The sequence below is a fragment of the Roseburia sp. AM23-20 genome, assembly GCF_003470905.1.
Classification (GTDB): domain Bacteria; phylum Bacillota; class Clostridia; order Lachnospirales; family Lachnospiraceae; genus Roseburia; species Roseburia rectibacter.
The window spans coordinates 23,737-39,262 of sequence record NZ_QRHS01000010.1; the positions used below are offsets into that span (position 1 = coordinate 23,737).

14 protein-coding genes are annotated in these 15,526 nt (G+C 35.4%); 12 read left to right on the top strand and 2 right to left on the bottom strand.

Features of this window, described 5'->3' with window-relative positions; translation table 11 throughout:
* Positions 1 to 19: 19 nt before the first annotated feature.
* A complete protein-coding gene (dnaA, locus tag DW650_RS09375) occupies positions 20 to 1,378 on the bottom strand; it encodes a chromosomal replication initiator protein DnaA (protein WP_117920617.1) in 1,359 nt (452 codons plus the stop codon).
* Positions 1,379 to 2,069: 691 nt separating this feature from the next.
* On the opposite strand from dnaA, the gene rpmH reads away from it, so the two are divergent.
* From rpmH to rsmG, 8 genes are all read left to right on the top strand, one after another.
* Complete coding sequence (gene rpmH, locus DW650_RS09380; RefSeq protein ID WP_015561063.1) at positions 2,070 to 2,204, top strand: 50S ribosomal protein L34; 135 nt, start codon at positions 2,070 to 2,072, stop codon at positions 2,202 to 2,204.
* A gap of 176 nt (positions 2,205 to 2,380) precedes the next feature.
* On the top strand, positions 2,381 to 2,719 hold the full coding sequence (gene rnpA / locus DW650_RS09385) for a ribonuclease P protein component (protein WP_006857739.1): 339 nt from the start codon (positions 2,381 to 2,383) through the stop codon (positions 2,717 to 2,719).
* Positions 2,720 to 2,747: 28 nt separating this feature from the next.
* Positions 2,748 to 2,957: a membrane protein insertion efficiency factor YidD gene (gene yidD, locus DW650_RS09390; RefSeq protein WP_117920594.1), complete on the top strand. Its 210-nt coding sequence runs from the start codon at positions 2,748 to 2,750 to the stop codon at positions 2,955 to 2,957.
* Between the two features lie 24 nt (positions 2,958 to 2,981).
* Positions 2,982 to 4,274, top strand: coding sequence for a YidC/Oxa1 family membrane protein insertase (locus DW650_RS09395; protein ID WP_118209798.1), 1,293 nt, complete (start codon positions 2,982 to 2,984; stop codon positions 4,272 to 4,274).
* A gap of 24 nt (positions 4,275 to 4,298) precedes the next feature.
* Positions 4,299 to 4,925 carry an RNA-binding cell elongation regulator Jag/EloR gene (jag, locus tag DW650_RS09400; RefSeq protein WP_006857741.1) on the top strand — a complete coding sequence of 209 codons (627 nt, stop codon included), beginning with the start codon at positions 4,299 to 4,301 and terminating at the stop codon, positions 4,923 to 4,925.
* Between the two features lie 128 nt (positions 4,926 to 5,053).
* A complete protein-coding gene (gene mnmE / locus DW650_RS09405) occupies positions 5,054 to 6,427 on the top strand; it encodes a tRNA uridine-5-carboxymethylaminomethyl(34) synthesis GTPase MnmE (RefSeq protein WP_118209753.1) in 1,374 nt (457 codons plus the stop codon).
* A 241-nt stretch (positions 6,428 to 6,668) separates the two neighbouring features.
* Positions 6,669 to 8,645, top strand: coding sequence for a tRNA uridine-5-carboxymethylaminomethyl(34) synthesis enzyme MnmG (gene mnmG / locus DW650_RS09410; RefSeq protein WP_118209799.1), 1,977 nt, complete (start codon positions 6,669 to 6,671; stop codon positions 8,643 to 8,645).
* A 92-nt stretch (positions 8,646 to 8,737) separates the two neighbouring features.
* On the top strand, positions 8,738 to 9,454 hold the full coding sequence (gene rsmG, locus DW650_RS09415) for a 16S rRNA (guanine(527)-N(7))-methyltransferase RsmG (RefSeq protein WP_199654240.1): 717 nt from the start codon (positions 8,738 to 8,740) through the stop codon (positions 9,452 to 9,454).
* A gap of 108 nt (positions 9,455 to 9,562) precedes the next feature.
* Here rsmG and DW650_RS09420 read toward each other — a convergent pair whose 3' ends face one another.
* Entirely contained in the window at positions 9,563 to 10,534 is a 972-nt protein-coding gene (locus tag DW650_RS09420) for an alpha/beta fold hydrolase (protein WP_241070821.1), read from the bottom strand.
* 184 nt (positions 10,535 to 10,718) lie between these two features.
* On the opposite strand from DW650_RS09420, the gene DW650_RS09425 reads away from it, so the two are divergent.
* The 4 genes from DW650_RS09425 to DW650_RS09440 all read left to right on the top strand — a co-directional run bounded on the left by DW650_RS09425 (position 10,719) and on the right by DW650_RS09440 (position 15,512).
* Entirely contained in the window at positions 10,719 to 11,723 is a 1,005-nt protein-coding gene (locus DW650_RS09425; RefSeq protein WP_117920591.1) for a sensor histidine kinase, read from the top strand.
* 14 nt (positions 11,724 to 11,737) lie between these two features.
* Positions 11,738 to 12,379 (top strand): response regulator, encoded by a 642-nt coding sequence (locus DW650_RS09430; protein ID WP_117920590.1) that lies wholly within the window; start codon positions 11,738 to 11,740, stop codon positions 12,377 to 12,379.
* A gap of 1,453 nt (positions 12,380 to 13,832) precedes the next feature.
* A complete protein-coding gene (locus tag DW650_RS09435; RefSeq protein ID WP_117920589.1) occupies positions 13,833 to 14,600 on the top strand; it encodes a ParA family protein in 768 nt (255 codons plus the stop codon).
* Positions 14,601 to 14,603: 3 nt separating this feature from the next.
* Positions 14,604 to 15,512, top strand: a complete 909-nt coding sequence (locus DW650_RS09440) for a ParB/RepB/Spo0J family partition protein (RefSeq protein ID WP_118209755.1) — start codon at positions 14,604 to 14,606, stop codon at positions 15,510 to 15,512.
* Positions 15,513 to 15,526 lie beyond the last annotated feature (14 nt).

A 15,526-nucleotide genomic window follows, 5' to 3' on the forward strand; every position in this document is an offset into this window, starting at 1 on the left:
TCGAAAAACCTTGATAACTTTAGTTAGGATTGATCTTTTTCTTGATAGTTTCTATTAAATTGCGTGTATTTTCGTTTGATTCATACTCGTCGGCAATTTTTTTGATACCATGAATAATGGTGGAATGATCTCTTCCCCCAAGTAACTGTCCGATCGAATCAAGTGGTATGTCAGTCATATTTTTACAGAGGTACATTGCAATCTGTCTTGGTCTTGCGATTTCGTTACTTCTGTTTTTGGAGATCATCTGATCCAGCGAGATATTGAAGTGTTCAGTGACAACTTCGATTACCAGTTGAGGTGTGATCTCTCTTGGCTTGTCCGGTGTAATAATATTCTGAAGTTCTTTCATGGCGATTTCCATCGTGATATCAGTCTTTTCAAGATTGGAATAAGCCAGAAGTTTGTTTAAGGCACCCTCAAGTTCACGGATGTTTGATTTGATGTTCGTTGCAATATAATTTAAAATCTCATCACTGAGTTTCATGTCGTCTGCTTCGACTTTTCTCCGGAGGATCGCCATACGTGTTTCATAATCCGGCGTTCCGATATCAGCAATAAGACCCCATTCGAAACGAGATCGAATCCGGTCTTCTAAAGTTTCCATGTCTTTTGGTGGTTTATCAGATGTTAAGATAATCTGTTTGCCGGCAGAGTGGAGTGCATTAAATGTATGGAAAAATTCTTCCTGCGTACTTTCTTTACCGATGATAAACTGAACGTCATCGACCATCAGTACATCGATCGTACGATATTTTTCACGTAATTTGTTCATTGCTGAGGCATTACCACTTCGAATTGATTCAATTACTTCGTTGGTAAATTCCTCGGATGTAACGTAAAGTACTTTTGCATTCGGGTTTCTTTCTAATATAAAATGACCGATGGAATGCATAAGGTGAGTTTTTCCAAGTCCAGGTCCTCCATAAATATAAAGTGGATTGTATGCTTCGCCCGGAGATTCGGCAACGGCAAGTGACGCCGACTGGGCAAAACGGTTATTGCTGCCGACGACAAAAGTGTCAAAGGTATAGTTCGGATTAAGATTAGATCTGTCCGCTTTTTCGGAAAGTGCATTTTTTTTCGGTACACTGTTATTGCCGGTACGGATATTTTTTGTCTGTTCCGGCAGAATGAACTGAATCTCGTATTCTGTTCCTGTAAGCTCTGCGATCGTTACCTTTAAAGGAAGATAATATTTTTTTGAGATATAGCTCAGGGTCATTTGTTCAGATGGAACCAGTATATATAATGTATTACCCTCAACACCGTAAACTTCGAGCGGACGTATCCAGGTATCAAAAGAAATATCGCTGATATCATGTTCATGTTTGACGGTTGAGAGAATCTCGTCCCATTTTTCTAAAATTTTATCCATTTTAATCCTCATTTTTGCGTTGTTTTCTAATGAAAAGAGTATTTTCATCTGCATGTGGATAGTTTTCCACATTAACGCCTATCATAAAAAATCCTACATAGTTCTATCCTACACTATTTTTTTGCTTTTATCAATGAAAAGTTTGTACAGGGTATTTCAAGTTAGGGTAAATGCAAAAAAATCCCGATTTGGGCAAAATAGAGAGCCTGAATAATAAAAATTTGTAGAAATAAAAAAAAATATGTGTGAATAAGTCGAAAAAAGTTATAGACCGCTAAATACAAGGGGTTATACTGTTTATTAACACATTATCCGTGGATTATCCAGAAAATATCCACAAGTTATCCACAAATTGGGGATAACTTTGCAAACCCGCTAAAAATCGGCATTCTTTAACCCACATTTTTTAACATTTCAGGGGGATAACTGTGGAAATGCAAATAACAAGATATAGAAAGATAGAGTTTCTTCCTTATATATATAGTGGTCAACATTTTCCACAAATGGATAAATGTTGAAATGTAGATAAGTAAAATCCAATCAACCAGAATTTTAGTGCTTGACTTGAAACATTTTTCTGTTATAATTGAAAATGATGTTTTTTAACTGAGAATATGCGTCTTAGGACGTTTTCTATCGCACCGTCATTTTTGGATGATGGTGAATGCCAGGCAGAGGAGGTGGATATAACATGAAGATGACATTTCAGCCGAAGAAAAGACAGAGATCAAAAGTTCATGGCTTCAGAAGCAGAATGAGCACAGCAGGCGGAAGAAAAGTATTGGCTGCTAGAAGATTAAAAGGTAGAAAGAAATTATCAGCATAGGCCACATTTTTGTGGTCTTTTCTTTCCTTAAGAAGAATGGATGAATAATGAGGTGGTGCATTTTGTACCACCTATTTGTTCATACAAAGATATTTTATAAGAGAAGTAAGCAGACCTTCAAAACAGACAGAAGGTAATTGGTGCCTTAGGTAAATAATCAGAAAGGGCATACTAGGATGAAGTTTTCGGAATCATTAAAAAAGAACAGTGATTTCCAGAAAGTGTACAGACAGGGAAAATCCTATGCGAACCGTTATCTGGTAATGTATGTTCTGGAAAATCATACAGAAGGAAATCGTCTTGGCATATCCGTCAGTAAAAAAGTTGGAAACAGTGTTATCAGACATCATCTGACCCGGCTGATCCGGGAAAGCTACAGACTACATGAAGACATGTTCAATAATGGTTTGGATATTGTAGTCATCGCAAGAAGCACGGCACGTGATATCAGTTATCATGAAACAGAAAGTGCCCTGTTGCATCTTGGAGGTCTTCACAAAGTAATCAATCGTTAATTTCAGAAAAAAAGAAGATGGAATCATTTTGAAAAAAATATTAATTGCTTTAATTAAGTTTTATAGAAAATATCTTTCTCCAATGAAAACGACAAAGTGTCCGTATTGTCCGACATGTTCTCTATATGGTTTAGAGGCAGTTGAAAAATATGGGGCAATAAAAGGAGGAGCACTTGCTTTATGGAGAATTTTAAGATGTAATCCTTTTTCAAAAGGTGGATATGATCCAGTTCCATAGCGGAGGTATTTACAAGTGTCAGATATGTTATTAACAGCATACAATGGTGCTATTTTAGGACCGATCGCCAAAGTACTTGGCTGGGTAATGAATGGTATTTATGCGTTGATGTCAATGATTGGTATTGAGAATGTTGGTCTTTCTATCATCATTTTTACAATCGTAATTTATGCGATTTTATTCCCGTTAACTTACAAACAGCAGAAGTTCTCAAAATTATCACAGAAGATGCAGCCTGAATTACAGGCAATCCAGAAAAAATATAATGGAAAAAAAGATCAGGCATCTATGATGGCAATGCAGGAAGAAACACAGGCAGTATACGAAAAATATGGTGTTTCCATGATGGGAAGCTGTGTTCAGATGCTGATCCAGATGCCATTACTGTTTGCACTTTACCGTGTATTTTTGAATGTTCCGGCATATGTATCCGGTGTAAAGAACAATTTCTCTGCACTGGTTGATGGAATTATGGCAACAAGCGGTTATCAGGATAAGATGACGCAGCTCGTTACAGATTTAAGAGTTATGACACAGCCGGCAGCAGACTTTACAGTATCAGATCCGACTGCACTTTCTAACTCTATTGTTGATGTTTTATATAAAATGAATTCGAATGGATGGGATACTTTAAAGAGTGCATTTCCTTCTTTAACGGATACCATTAATGCAACATATGATACAGTTTCACATGTAAATAACTTTCTGGGACTGAATATTTCAGATACACCATGGCAGGTTATGACATCTAATTTTGCATCACATAACTTTTTATTTGTAGTTTTAGCGCTGCTTGTACCGATCGTTTCTTATCTGACTCAGGTACTTAATATCAAGCTGATGCCACAGGCTGCTCCATCTAATGGCAATAATGAAAATGATATGGCTGCACAGCAGATGAAGATGATGAACCGTACAATGCCGATCTTCTCATTTGTAATGTGTTTTACAGTTCCTGTAGGTCTTGGTATTTACTGGATCGCCGGTGCGGTAGTTCGAAGTGTTCAGCAGTTCTTCTTAAATAAGCATTTTGAGAAGATCAATCTTGAGGATATCATTAAGAAGAATCAGGAGAAAGCAAAGAAAAAACGTGAAAAAATGGGAATTGCTGAAAATCAGATTTCCAATGCGGCAAAAATCAATACAAGACAGATCAATGAGCCGAAAAAAGAAGATAAAAAGTCCGGTATGAGTGAGGCACAGCGTGAACTTGAGTTAGAAAAAGCAAATGCCGCAAAAGCAAAGGCAAAAGCCGGAAGTATGGCTGCAAAAGCCAATATGGTTCGTGATTTTAATGAGAAAAACAGCAGAAAATAATAAGAAAGGACAGGGGTTTTGGATATGGAATATATTGAAATTTCAGCAAAAACAGTCGATGAAGCAATCACAGAAGCACTGGTAAAACTGGGGACAACCAGTGACAGAATCGAATATGAGATCGTTGAAAAAGGAAATAACGGATTTCTCGGCATCGGAAGAAAAGATGCAGTTATCAAAGTACGCAAGAAATATTCTGTGAATGATGATATCAAAGATTTCTTAAATAAAGTATTCGAAGCGATGGATTTAAAAGTTGAGATCGTTATGACTGCAGAGGAAAACAGCAATGTGATCAATGTTGATTTAAAAGGTGATGACATGGGCGTTCTGATCGGAAAAAGAGGACAGACCTTAGATTCTCTCCAGTACCTGACCAATCTTGCTGTTAATAAAAATGCAGAGAGCTTTGTAAAAGTCAAAATTGATACGGAAGATTACCGCAAGAGAAGAAGAGAGACATTAGAGAATCTTGCAAAGAATATTGCATACAAGGTAAAGAGAACAAAACGTCCGGTTTCTTTAGAGCCGATGAATCCTTATGAGAGAAGAGTGATTCATTCTACCTTGCAGAATGATAAGTTTGTGACAACACACAGCGAAGGAGACGAACCTTATCGTCATGTTGTTGTAACATTAAAGAGACAGTAAACAGGTTTTCATCCGTGTGTGATGAATGACACAGAAAAATTCGTGGCGGATAAAGAAAACGTCCACGAATTTTTTTGTATATTAGAGACGAGGGATCAGTTTAACAAGCTGCTCAGAAATGAGGGATTATGAGAACAGATACGATTGCTGCGATAGCAACAGCTATGTCAAGTTCAGGAATCGGCATTATAAGGATCAGTGGGGATGCGGCAGTTCAGATTGTTGACCGGATTTTTTTTATGAAAAACGGAAAAAAATTATCTGATATGCCGACACATACGATTCATTATGGTCACATCAAAGATGAGGATGAAGTGATCGATGAAGTTATGGTAGTGCTGATGCGGGCACCAAAAAGTTACACAAAAGAAGATACCGTCGAGATTGACTGTCATGGCGGAGTGTATGTCATGAAGCGTGTGCTTGAGACTGTGATCAAATACGGTGCGCGTCCGGCAGAGCCTGGTGAATTTACAAAACGTGCATTTTTAAATGGCAGGATCGATCTCGCACAGGCAGAGTCAGTCATAGATATTATTCATGCAAAAAATGAATTTGCATTAAAGAGTTCAGAACGGCAGCTTTCCGGTTCTCTTTCGTCTGCAGTAAAAACAGTCCGTGAAAAACTACTGCATGAGATTGCATTTATTGAATCTGCATTAGATGATCCGGAACATATCAGTCTGGATGGATATCCTAAAACACTTCAGGGTATCGTGGAAGAAGCAGGTAAAGAAATCAGGAAACTCCTTGCAAACAGCGATAATGGAAAAATTTTAAAAGAAGGTATTTCAACGGTAATCATTGGAAAACCAAACGCCGGAAAATCATCACTGTTAAATACACTTGTTGGAGAAGAACGGGCGATCGTTACTGATATTGCAGGAACGACAAGGGATGTATTAGAAGAACAGATCAATTTAAATGGAATTATTTTAAATGTGATCGATACAGCGGGAATCCGGAAAACGGATGATGTTGTGGAAAAAATTGGCGTGGATCGTGCAAAAAAATACTTAAATGATGCAGACCTGGCGATTTATGTTGTGGATACATCAACACAGTTGGATGAAAATGATTTTGAAATTATGGAGCTTTTAAAAGACAGAAAAGCAATCATTCTTTTAAACAAATCGGATCTGGCTCCGGTTACTGATAGTGAATCGATCAGAAAGCATCTGGATAAAAAGATGATTGCAATTTCTGCGAAGGAGCAGACCGGGATCGGGGAACTGGAAGAGACAATCCGTGAGATGTTTTTCACCGGAGAAGTTACATTTAATGATGAAGTGTATATCACAAATATTCGTCATAAAACTGCTTTACAGGAAGCAATGAATAGTTTAAATTTAGTGGTGCAGAGTATTATGGACGGTATGCCGGAAGATTTTTATTCTATTGATCTGATGAATGCATATGAAGAACTGGGAAGCATCATTGGTGAGGCAGTCGAAGATGATCTTGTGAATGAGATATTTAGTAAGTTTTGTCTGGGCAAATAGTTGTCGCCATTGGACGACAACTATTGGAAGAATGCAAAGGCAGCATTCTTCCGGTGTGTTGGAAAGAATGGTTAAGTCAATGGACGACAACTATTGGAAGAATGCAAAGGCAGCATTTTTCCGGTGTGTTGGCAAAAACTATTGTCGCCATTGGACGACAACTATTGGAAGAATGCAAGAGCAGCATTCTTCCGGTGTACTGGCTTTTTTGATAAGATTTTTTAGAAAGAAGGATAAGAAGATGCCTGCGATTGAAGAAAATTATGATGTGGTAGTTGTGGGAGCAGGTCATGCGGGATGTGAGGCGGCATTAGCATGTGCAAGGCTTGGATTGGAGACAATTATTTTTACAGTAAGTGTGGACAGTATCGCGATGATGCCTTGTAATCCAAATATTGGAGGAAGTTCAAAAGGGCATCTTGTGAGAGAGATTGATGCACTTGGCGGACAGATGGGGATTAATATTGACAAGACATTTATCCAGTCTAAGATGTTAAATAAATCCAAAGGTCCTGCAGTACATTCCCTGCGTGCACAGGCAGATAAAGTGAATTACAGCATGGAGATGCGGAAAACACTTCAGAATACAGAGCATCTTACAATCCGACAGGCAGAAGTAGCCGAGATCATTACGGTTCCGGTAAATTCTGCTGTTACAGAAGAAGATATAAATGCAGGAAAAAAAGATGGACAGGTTATAGAAGTTAATGGCGAACTTCAGAAAATTACCGGGGTAAAGACTGTTTCCGGTGGAATTTATCATTGTAAGGCAGTTGTACTTTGTACAGGAACGTATTTGAGAGCACGCTGTCTGACAGGCGAGATGATCACTTATACCGGACCGAATGGTCTTATGGCAGCAAATCATCTTACAGATTCACTTAAAGAGCATGGAATCGAGATGTTTCGTTTTAAGACAGGAACGCCTGCGAGAGTGGATAAACGTTCTCTGGATTTTTCAAAAATGCAGGAACAAAAGGGAGATGAGAGAGTAGTTCCATTTTCATTTACAACAAACCCGGATGATGTGCAGATTGATCAGGTTTCCTGCTGGCTGACATATACAAATCCAAAGACACATGAAATCATTCGTGCAAATTTGGATCGTTCACCAATTTATGCCGGAATTATTGAAGGAACCGGTCCGCGTTATTGCCCTTCCATTGAGGATAAAGTAGTAAAATTTGCAGACAAAGACCGTCATCAGATTTTTATTGAGCCGGAAGGCATTAATACAAATGAAATGTATGTTGGAGGTATGTCATCTTCACTGCCTGAGGACGTTCAGCATGAGATGTACCGCACGCTGCCTGGAATGGAGCATGTTAAAATTGTAAGAAATGCATATGCGATCGAGTATGACTGCATTAACCCGAATCAGCTTTATGCATCACTTGAATTTAAAAAGATCAAAGGACTTTTTTCCGGTGGACAGTTTAACGGAAGCAGCGGTTATGAGGAGGCAGCTTGTCAGGGACTGATCGCAGGTATCAATGCATCTATGAGTATTTTAGGAAAAGAACCTCTGGTTTTAGACCGGTCAGAAGCCTATATTGGCGTATTGATCGATGATCTTGTGACCAAAGAAAACCACGAGCCATACCGAATGATGACCTCACGTGCAGAATATCGCCTGCTGTTAAGACAGGATAACGCAGATCTGCGTCTGACGAAGAAAGGTTATGAAATTGGTTTAATTTCAAAAGAACGTTATGACTGGGTATGCAAAAAAGAAGAGCTGATCGCGCAGGAAATTGAACGTGTTGCAAAAGTAAAAATTGGTGCGAATAAAAAAGTACAGGAATTGCTGGAAAGTTATGACAGTATTCCGTTAAATACAGGAACATTTCTGACAGAATTGATCCGCAGACCGGAGCTTGATTATGATAAATTAGCACCGATCGATCCGGAACGTCCGGATCTTCCTGCTGAAGTTACTGAGCAGGTAAATATCAGTATCAAGTATGATGGTTACATTAAGCGTCAGATGAAGCAGGTGGAAAGTTTTAAGAAACTTGAAAAGAAAAAGATACCGGAAAACTTTAATTATGATGATGTTCCAAGTCTGCGAATTGAGGCACGTCAGAAATTAAAGACTTATTCACCAACTTCAATCGGACAGGCATCCCGTATTTCAGGAGTATCGCCGGCAGATGTATCAGTACTGCTTGTGTATATGGAGCAGATGAAGTACCATGAGAAGAAATCGGAAGACTAAAATAAATTTAATGACATTGTCGGCAGATTAAAAAAAACGAGGATTTTATATAATTAGGACATTTGCATATAAAACAGAGAATGGAGATCAGAATGAATTATAATCTGGAACAGTTTAAAGAAGGTTTAAAAGAACTTCAGATTGAATTGAGTGATAAACAGATCAATCAGTTTCTTCAATATTATGAACTTCTGGTAGAAACCAATAAGGTGATGAATCTGACTGCAATCACAGAATTTGATGAAGTAGTGGAAAAACATTTTCTGGACAGTCTTTCTTTGTGTCGTGTATACGATTTAAAAGATAATGTTAAAATTTTAGATCTCGGAACCGGGGCAGGATTTCCCGGAATCCCGCTTAAAATTGCATTTCCAGATTTAGAACTGGTACTTGCAGATTCCTTAAATAAAAGGATTAAATTTTTAAACCAGGTAATTGATGAACTGGAGCTGAAAAATATTACTGCTGTTCATGCCAGAGCGGAGGAGCTTGGTAAAAATAAAGATTACAGAGAACAGTTTGATGTATGTGTTTCACGTGCAGTGGCAAATTTGTCTTCTCTTAGCGAATACTGTATACCATTTGTGAAAGTTGGTGGCAAATTTATTTCATATAAATCAGGCAGCATTGAAGAAGAAGTGGTAGAAGCGAAAAAAGCTGTTTTTGTTTTAGGTGGAAAAGTAACGGATGTGTATAAATTTGATCTGTATGAACAGAAAAGATCGTTTGTTGTGATCAACAAGGAAAAGCACACACCGAAAATATATCCAAGAAAAGCCGGGACGCCGACGAAAGAGCCATTACATTAATATTATGTTCATAAAAAAAGTGACTGTAGAAAATTTACTTTTCACAGTCACTTTTTTCATGGTAATAAAATATTCCCAGAACATACCGTCTGTTGATTCGATATAAAATTAATTTTTTTCACGATTAAAAAGCATCTGAATAACTTCAGCTAACTTATCAGGAGCTTCTAATTGTGGAAGGTATTTTACATTAGAAATATATGAAGTTTCAATAAAGGAACTTTGTTTTGCATAGCTGGTTACGATCTGAACAGAATCAGGATTGCTCCGGCTTTCCACAACATAGAATGGAATGGAAAGTTTCTTTAGTGCATGTAAAATGCAGTTGTCAGTGTACTGTCCCTCAATACTTGCCATTAAATATTTTCCGTGGCTGCCATTCATGTGTGATGCTTCGTAGTAGGCATCCAGCATTTTAGAGGAGACAAGCTGTGGTTTGTTAAAATATTCAGTATAAAATAGTTTCTGTATATTTTTTTCATGCGTTTTTACATTGTAAATAAATGTTCCGAGAACAGGAACTTCCAGTAATGTCTTCTTTAAAGTAGAAGAGTTACTTGGCGTGCGGTTAAATTTTTCAGGCATTGGCGGATTGATAGCAATGATTTTATGAAATAAATGATTCGTCATATTTTCTGCCAACGTCACAAATGAAATGGAAGAACCCGTTGCAATTACTGTAGGGGTATCTTTTATTACTTCTTTTACAAAATCAGTAATAAGCTGAACATATAAGTAATTAGTGTATGTCAGATAAGGTTTTTCTGAACGTCCGCATCCTAAGAGGTCAATCGTATATACGGTATGCTGCTTTTCAAGTTTTTTTGCAAAACGGCACCACTCATAAGAGGAACTGAGTGGACTCAGATCATGTATCAATAAAACAGGTGTTCCAGAACCATGTTTTGTGTAATAGATTTTTCCATTCTTCCAATCAAAAAAATTACCATTTTCCGTCTTTAAGATGTTTTTCATTGAAGCAGTAAGATCGATAAAACGATTTACGAAATGAATGGTTCCGGCAGCTAATGCAGTTAACAGAAAAAAATGTCTGATATTTTTTTTCATACTCTTATTCATAAATGCCTCCATATCTGCCAAATAACAGGCTATTTTTATAATAATATTATAGCCGCTTTTGGCCGCTTATACAAATTAAATTTTTGATTCATGAAAAATTTATCTTTTCAACAAAGTGAATTTAGTATAAAATAAAAATGGTTTATTATTTATGTAATATAAAACATACGTTCGAAGGAAGTATATGATAAGTGAATATTTAAAAAAATTTCAGTCGGAGCTGATGACTAATAAGGAAGATATACATAAATCGATTCAGACACTGGAATTACAGATGAAAGAAAATAAGGCATTTATAATGCTTTTAAAAGAAGAAAATGATTCAAACTATGAATCATTCAGCCCCAGGGATGTTAATCCAAAGGGCAGGGAACAGATTTTACATTTAGAGGAGCAGCAGAAACTTTTACAGGAACAGTTAGATACCAGAAAAAAAGAATATACATCCTGTGTTACAAAGCTGAATGAATTAAATGAGGCAATTTCTGAGCTGGAACAAAAAATAAATGATAATAACTCTGATATAAGCGATGAGATATTCCGGTTAAAATTATTAGAAACACAGGAAAATGAGAGACAGCGCATATCAAGGGAATTACATGATTCAACGGTGCAGAATCTGACAAGTCTGGTTCATAAAACAGAATTATGCAGTAAATTAATCGATATGGATAAGGTCAGATGTAAACTGGAATTAAATATCATGTCTAAAACTTTGCGTGATATTATCAATGATACACGAAATATGATCTACAATCTGCGACCAATGTCATTTGATGATATAGGCTTAGAAGTTACGATTGAACGTGCGTTAGAAAAGTTAGAGAGCAGTGAAACAAAAAAGATAAATTTTTCTGTAGTTGGTGAGTCTTACAAAATAAATCCTGTTATTGGAATTACTTTGCTAAGAATTATTCAGGAAGCCTGCAGTAATGCAATCCGCCATGCAGATTGTTCTGTAATAAAGGTAGTTTTAAACTATCAACCGGGAACAATTATACTTTCTATTGAAGATGATGGAAAGGGATTTGTATATGAGGAGAATGAGTGTAATTGCAAAGCAGATAATTCTGGATTTGGTTTGTCAATGATGAGAGAAAGAGTATATCTTTTATCTGGAAAAATAGACATTCATTCAAAAACAAATGCAGGAACGAAGATTCAGGTTGAAGTTCCAATTGCCGAATAGGGAGGTACAAAACGATGTCAGTAAAAGTTATGATAGCAGATGATCATTCAATGATTCGTGAAGGTTTAAAGCAGTTATTAGAGTTAGAAGGCGAGTTTGAGGTTATTGCAGAAGCATGTGATGGAGTAGATTGTCTTGAAAAATTAAAAACAGTTGTACCTGATATATTATTACTTGATATCAATATGCCAAATATGAATGGACTCGAAGTCCTTCAGAGAATAAAAGATATGAAAATGAAAATTAAAGTAATGGTTTTAACAGTACATAATGAGGTCGAATATCTTTTGAAGGCAGTTGATATTGGAGTAAATGGTTATTTATTAAAAGATTCTGAATCTGCAGAATTAAAAAAAGCAATCTTAGCAGTTGTTAATGGGGAAGATTATATACAGCCAAGTTTAATACCGGTTTTAAATTCTAAGATGCTTGATCGTGACAGCGACAGCAGTAAAATTGAAAGTCTTACCAGAAGAGAACTTGAAGTTTTAAAGATGCTTTCCTATGGAACTTATAATAAAGAAATTGCAGAGCAGTTAAATATTAGTGAACGTACGGTAAAGAATCACGTATCTAATATTTTTAAGAAAATTGGAGTTACAGATCGTACACAGGCAGCCGTATTTGCAATTCGTAATAATCTGATTACAATTTAATCATAGTCAATACGTTTGCGGAGTTGAAAATTACTACTAAATATATAAGATTAGTAATAAATAAAAAGCTCATGTAATGTTTCACGTGAAACATTATATGGGTTTTTTAAATTTATAGAATTTAGGTGTCAAAAGGTGATTCATAACTTTGTACAATATGCCAATTAAAAATCATCTTTTGACATCCGGATCTTTACAGAAAAATGCGCCCTATGAATTAAATTCCTTTGGTCAGGATCAAACACCTTGTGGAAAAATTAGCTGTAAACAGCACCACTTTGTCACCGCTCTAGCGTAACAGTGAATTTAAAATGTGTGCCATTTCTTGATATAGGTTATTTTAAAATTAAGTTACAAATAAGTTTAATAGCTTATTTGTTGTTCCTAAACAAAACAGATACATTTGATAGTATCGTAAATGGGATAATTATATCACTTCTTTACATCAAATAAGCTTAGAAAATTAAATTAGTAAATTAGCATATTAGATAAAAGAAAGTAAAAATGTATTGATTTTATAGAATCCGCAAAATTAATCTTAGTACTTTGTAATATATTACATTAAAAACTAATTTATAAGTGATATCTGACCAGACTATTATTAAATCTATAAAGATGGTTATATATAGAATGTTTCACGTGAAACATTCTTAAAAAGAAGTTGATTAATTATATTTATAAATTAATTGTTTTCTTAAAATAAATATTCAAGGAAAAATAGTGTAAAAGTAAGATTCATATATTTAAAATTATACTTATATAATGGAAATTTGTAACAAGGACAAAACTAAAAATATATTTTATATTGATATCAATATAAAAAAGAAAATATTAAAAATGTTTCACGTGAAACATTTTCAGCTCATGATAATAGGAGGTACATATTATTATATCAATAAAATCGCACACAATCTGAAAGTATCAGAGTAGAATTTATATGCTTATCTGTCAAATTAAAATTTTTTATTAGGAATATATATCTTTTGAATGATTCGTGATCAATGAGACATTACATATGAGACATTAGACCTATGTTATATTATTGTAAAATATTATATTATTACCAGAAAAAATAATTTTTAACTAAAGCTATATAAAAGCCTTGACTTTGTGTGATTTGTTGGCTGATAATTTATACAAAAGTTTTTTACTACCAGAATTTCCACAGATAATTGTGTCTTATGAATATAAAAGTCATTTTGACCAGAAATTGTACCTGATCAAAAATGGCTATAAACGGGGCAGTCCAAGTATACGAAAGAGCTACAAAAGGTTCTTTATCAGATGAAGAAGTAAATAATTTTTAAATCGATAAAAATATATAATTCTTTTAATTCCAGATGAATAATAAAAGTAAAATTATACAAAATGTTTCACGTGAAACATTTTATTATAGAAATGCATATATATAAGTGCTATAATGAAAACAATAAAAAAGGAAATGAGGATTAAAATGAGCAGAATTATAGCAATCGCCAACCAAAAGGGTGGTGTAGGTAAAACAACAACGGCGATTAACCTTGCTTCCTGTTTAGCCGAAGCAGGAAAAAAAGTTTTGACAATTGATCTTGATCCGCAGGGAAATATGACGAGTGGATTAGGTGTAAATAAAAATGAATTGGAAAACACGGTATACGAATTAATGCTGGATGAATGTTCTATCAAAGAAAGTATGGTAGATACGGTAGTGGAAGGCATGAAAATTATACCGTCCAATGTAAATCTTGCAGGAGCAGAAATTGAACTGTTAGGCATTGAAGATAAAGAATATATTTTGAAAAATGCTGTAGATTATGTCAGGGATGATTATGATTTTATAATTATTGATTGTCCGCCGTCATTGAATATGTTGACAATTAATGCCATGACTACGGCTGATTCTGTACTTGTTCCAATCCAGTGTGAATATTATGCATTAGAGGGACTCAGTCAGTTGATACACACTATTGATCTTGTACAGCAGAGATTGAATCCTGAACTTCATATTGATGGTATCGTTTTTACCATGTATGATGTAAGAACAAATCTATCAAACCAGGTTGTTGAAAATGTAAGAACAAATCTTGATACAAAGATTTATGATACATTAATACCTAGAAATATACGTCTTGCAGAAGCACCATCACATGGATTACCTATTAACATGTATGATACGAAATCTGCAGGATCAGAGAGCTATCGCATGTTAGCAAAAGAAGTTATGGAAAGGAAGAATGTATAAAATATGGCAACAAAAAAACGTGGTTTGGGACAGGGAATAGATTCATTGATTCCAAATAAAGTAAATGTAAATAAAGAATCAGAGACAATAAAGGTAAATGCAGATTCTGAGAAGAAAGATGGAATTTTTGTCAATATTAATAAAGTAGAACCAAACAGGGAACAGCCAAGAAAAAATTTTGATGAAGATTCATTAGTAGATTTATCAGAGTCCATTAAACAGGTAGGGGTACTTCAGCCATTACTTGTATTAGATAAAAAGGATTATTACGAAATCATTGCAGGTGAGCGACGCTGGAGAGCTGCAAAACTTGCAGGATTAAAAGAAGTTCCAGTCCGGATCATGAATCTTACGGATCAGGAAGTAGTAGAAATTTCATTGGTGGAGAATATACAGAGAGAAAATTTAAATCCAATTGAGGAAGCGTTTGCATATAAAAGACTTTTGACAGAATTTCATTTGAAACAGGATGAGGTTGCTGAGCGTGTTTCTAAGAGCAGAACGGCGGTAACCAATTCGATGAGACTTTTGAAATTAGATGAACGTGTTCAGCAGATGGTAATTGATGATATGATTACAACTGGTCATGCAAGGGCACTGCTTGGAATTGAAGATGCGGAAAAACAATATGCAACGGCTCAGAAAATTTTTGACGAAAATTTGAGTGTACGTGAGACAGAAAAGCTGGTAAAAAAAATCCAAAAGAATAAAGATGTTCCTGTAGAAAAGAAAAAGGTTTCAGATCCTGCAATGGAAGCAATTTATCATGATTTAGAGGAAAAGATGAAATCAATCCTTGGAACAAAAGTCGCTATCAATAAAAAGGATGATCAAAAAGGAAAAATCGAAATTGAATATTATTCTATGGATGAATTAGACCGGATTATTGATCTGATTCGTACAATCGCATAAAATACATAGAACAT

Coding starts and splice junctions, on each gene's coding strand:
- dnaA (WP_117920617.1), bottom strand. CDS start 1,378: ATGGATAAAATTTTAGAAAAATGGGACGAGATTCTCTCAACCGTCAAA.
- rpmH (WP_015561063.1), top strand. CDS start 2,070: ATGAAGATGACATTTCAGCCGAAGAAAAGACAGAGATCAAAAGTTCAT.
- rnpA (WP_006857739.1), top strand. CDS start 2,381: ATGAAGTTTTCGGAATCATTAAAAAAGAACAGTGATTTCCAGAAAGTG.
- DW650_RS09395 (WP_118209798.1), top strand. CDS start 2,982: ATGTTATTAACAGCATACAATGGTGCTATTTTAGGACCGATCGCCAAA.
- jag (WP_006857741.1), top strand. CDS start 4,299: ATGGAATATATTGAAATTTCAGCAAAAACAGTCGATGAAGCAATCACA.
- mnmE (WP_118209753.1), top strand. CDS start 5,054: ATGAGAACAGATACGATTGCTGCGATAGCAACAGCTATGTCAAGTTCA.
- mnmG (WP_118209799.1), top strand. CDS start 6,669: ATGCCTGCGATTGAAGAAAATTATGATGTGGTAGTTGTGGGAGCAGGT.
- rsmG (WP_199654240.1), top strand. CDS start 8,738: ATGAATTATAATCTGGAACAGTTTAAAGAAGGTTTAAAAGAACTTCAG.
- DW650_RS09420 (WP_241070821.1), bottom strand. CDS start 10,534: ATGAATAAGAGTATGAAAAAAAATATCAGACATTTTTTTCTGTTAACT.
- DW650_RS09425 (WP_117920591.1), top strand. CDS start 10,719: ATGATAAGTGAATATTTAAAAAAATTTCAGTCGGAGCTGATGACTAAT.
- DW650_RS09430 (WP_117920590.1), top strand. CDS start 11,738: ATGTCAGTAAAAGTTATGATAGCAGATGATCATTCAATGATTCGTGAA.
- DW650_RS09435 (WP_117920589.1), top strand. CDS start 13,833: ATGAGCAGAATTATAGCAATCGCCAACCAAAAGGGTGGTGTAGGTAAA.
- DW650_RS09440 (WP_118209755.1), top strand. CDS start 14,604: ATGGCAACAAAAAAACGTGGTTTGGGACAGGGAATAGATTCATTGATT.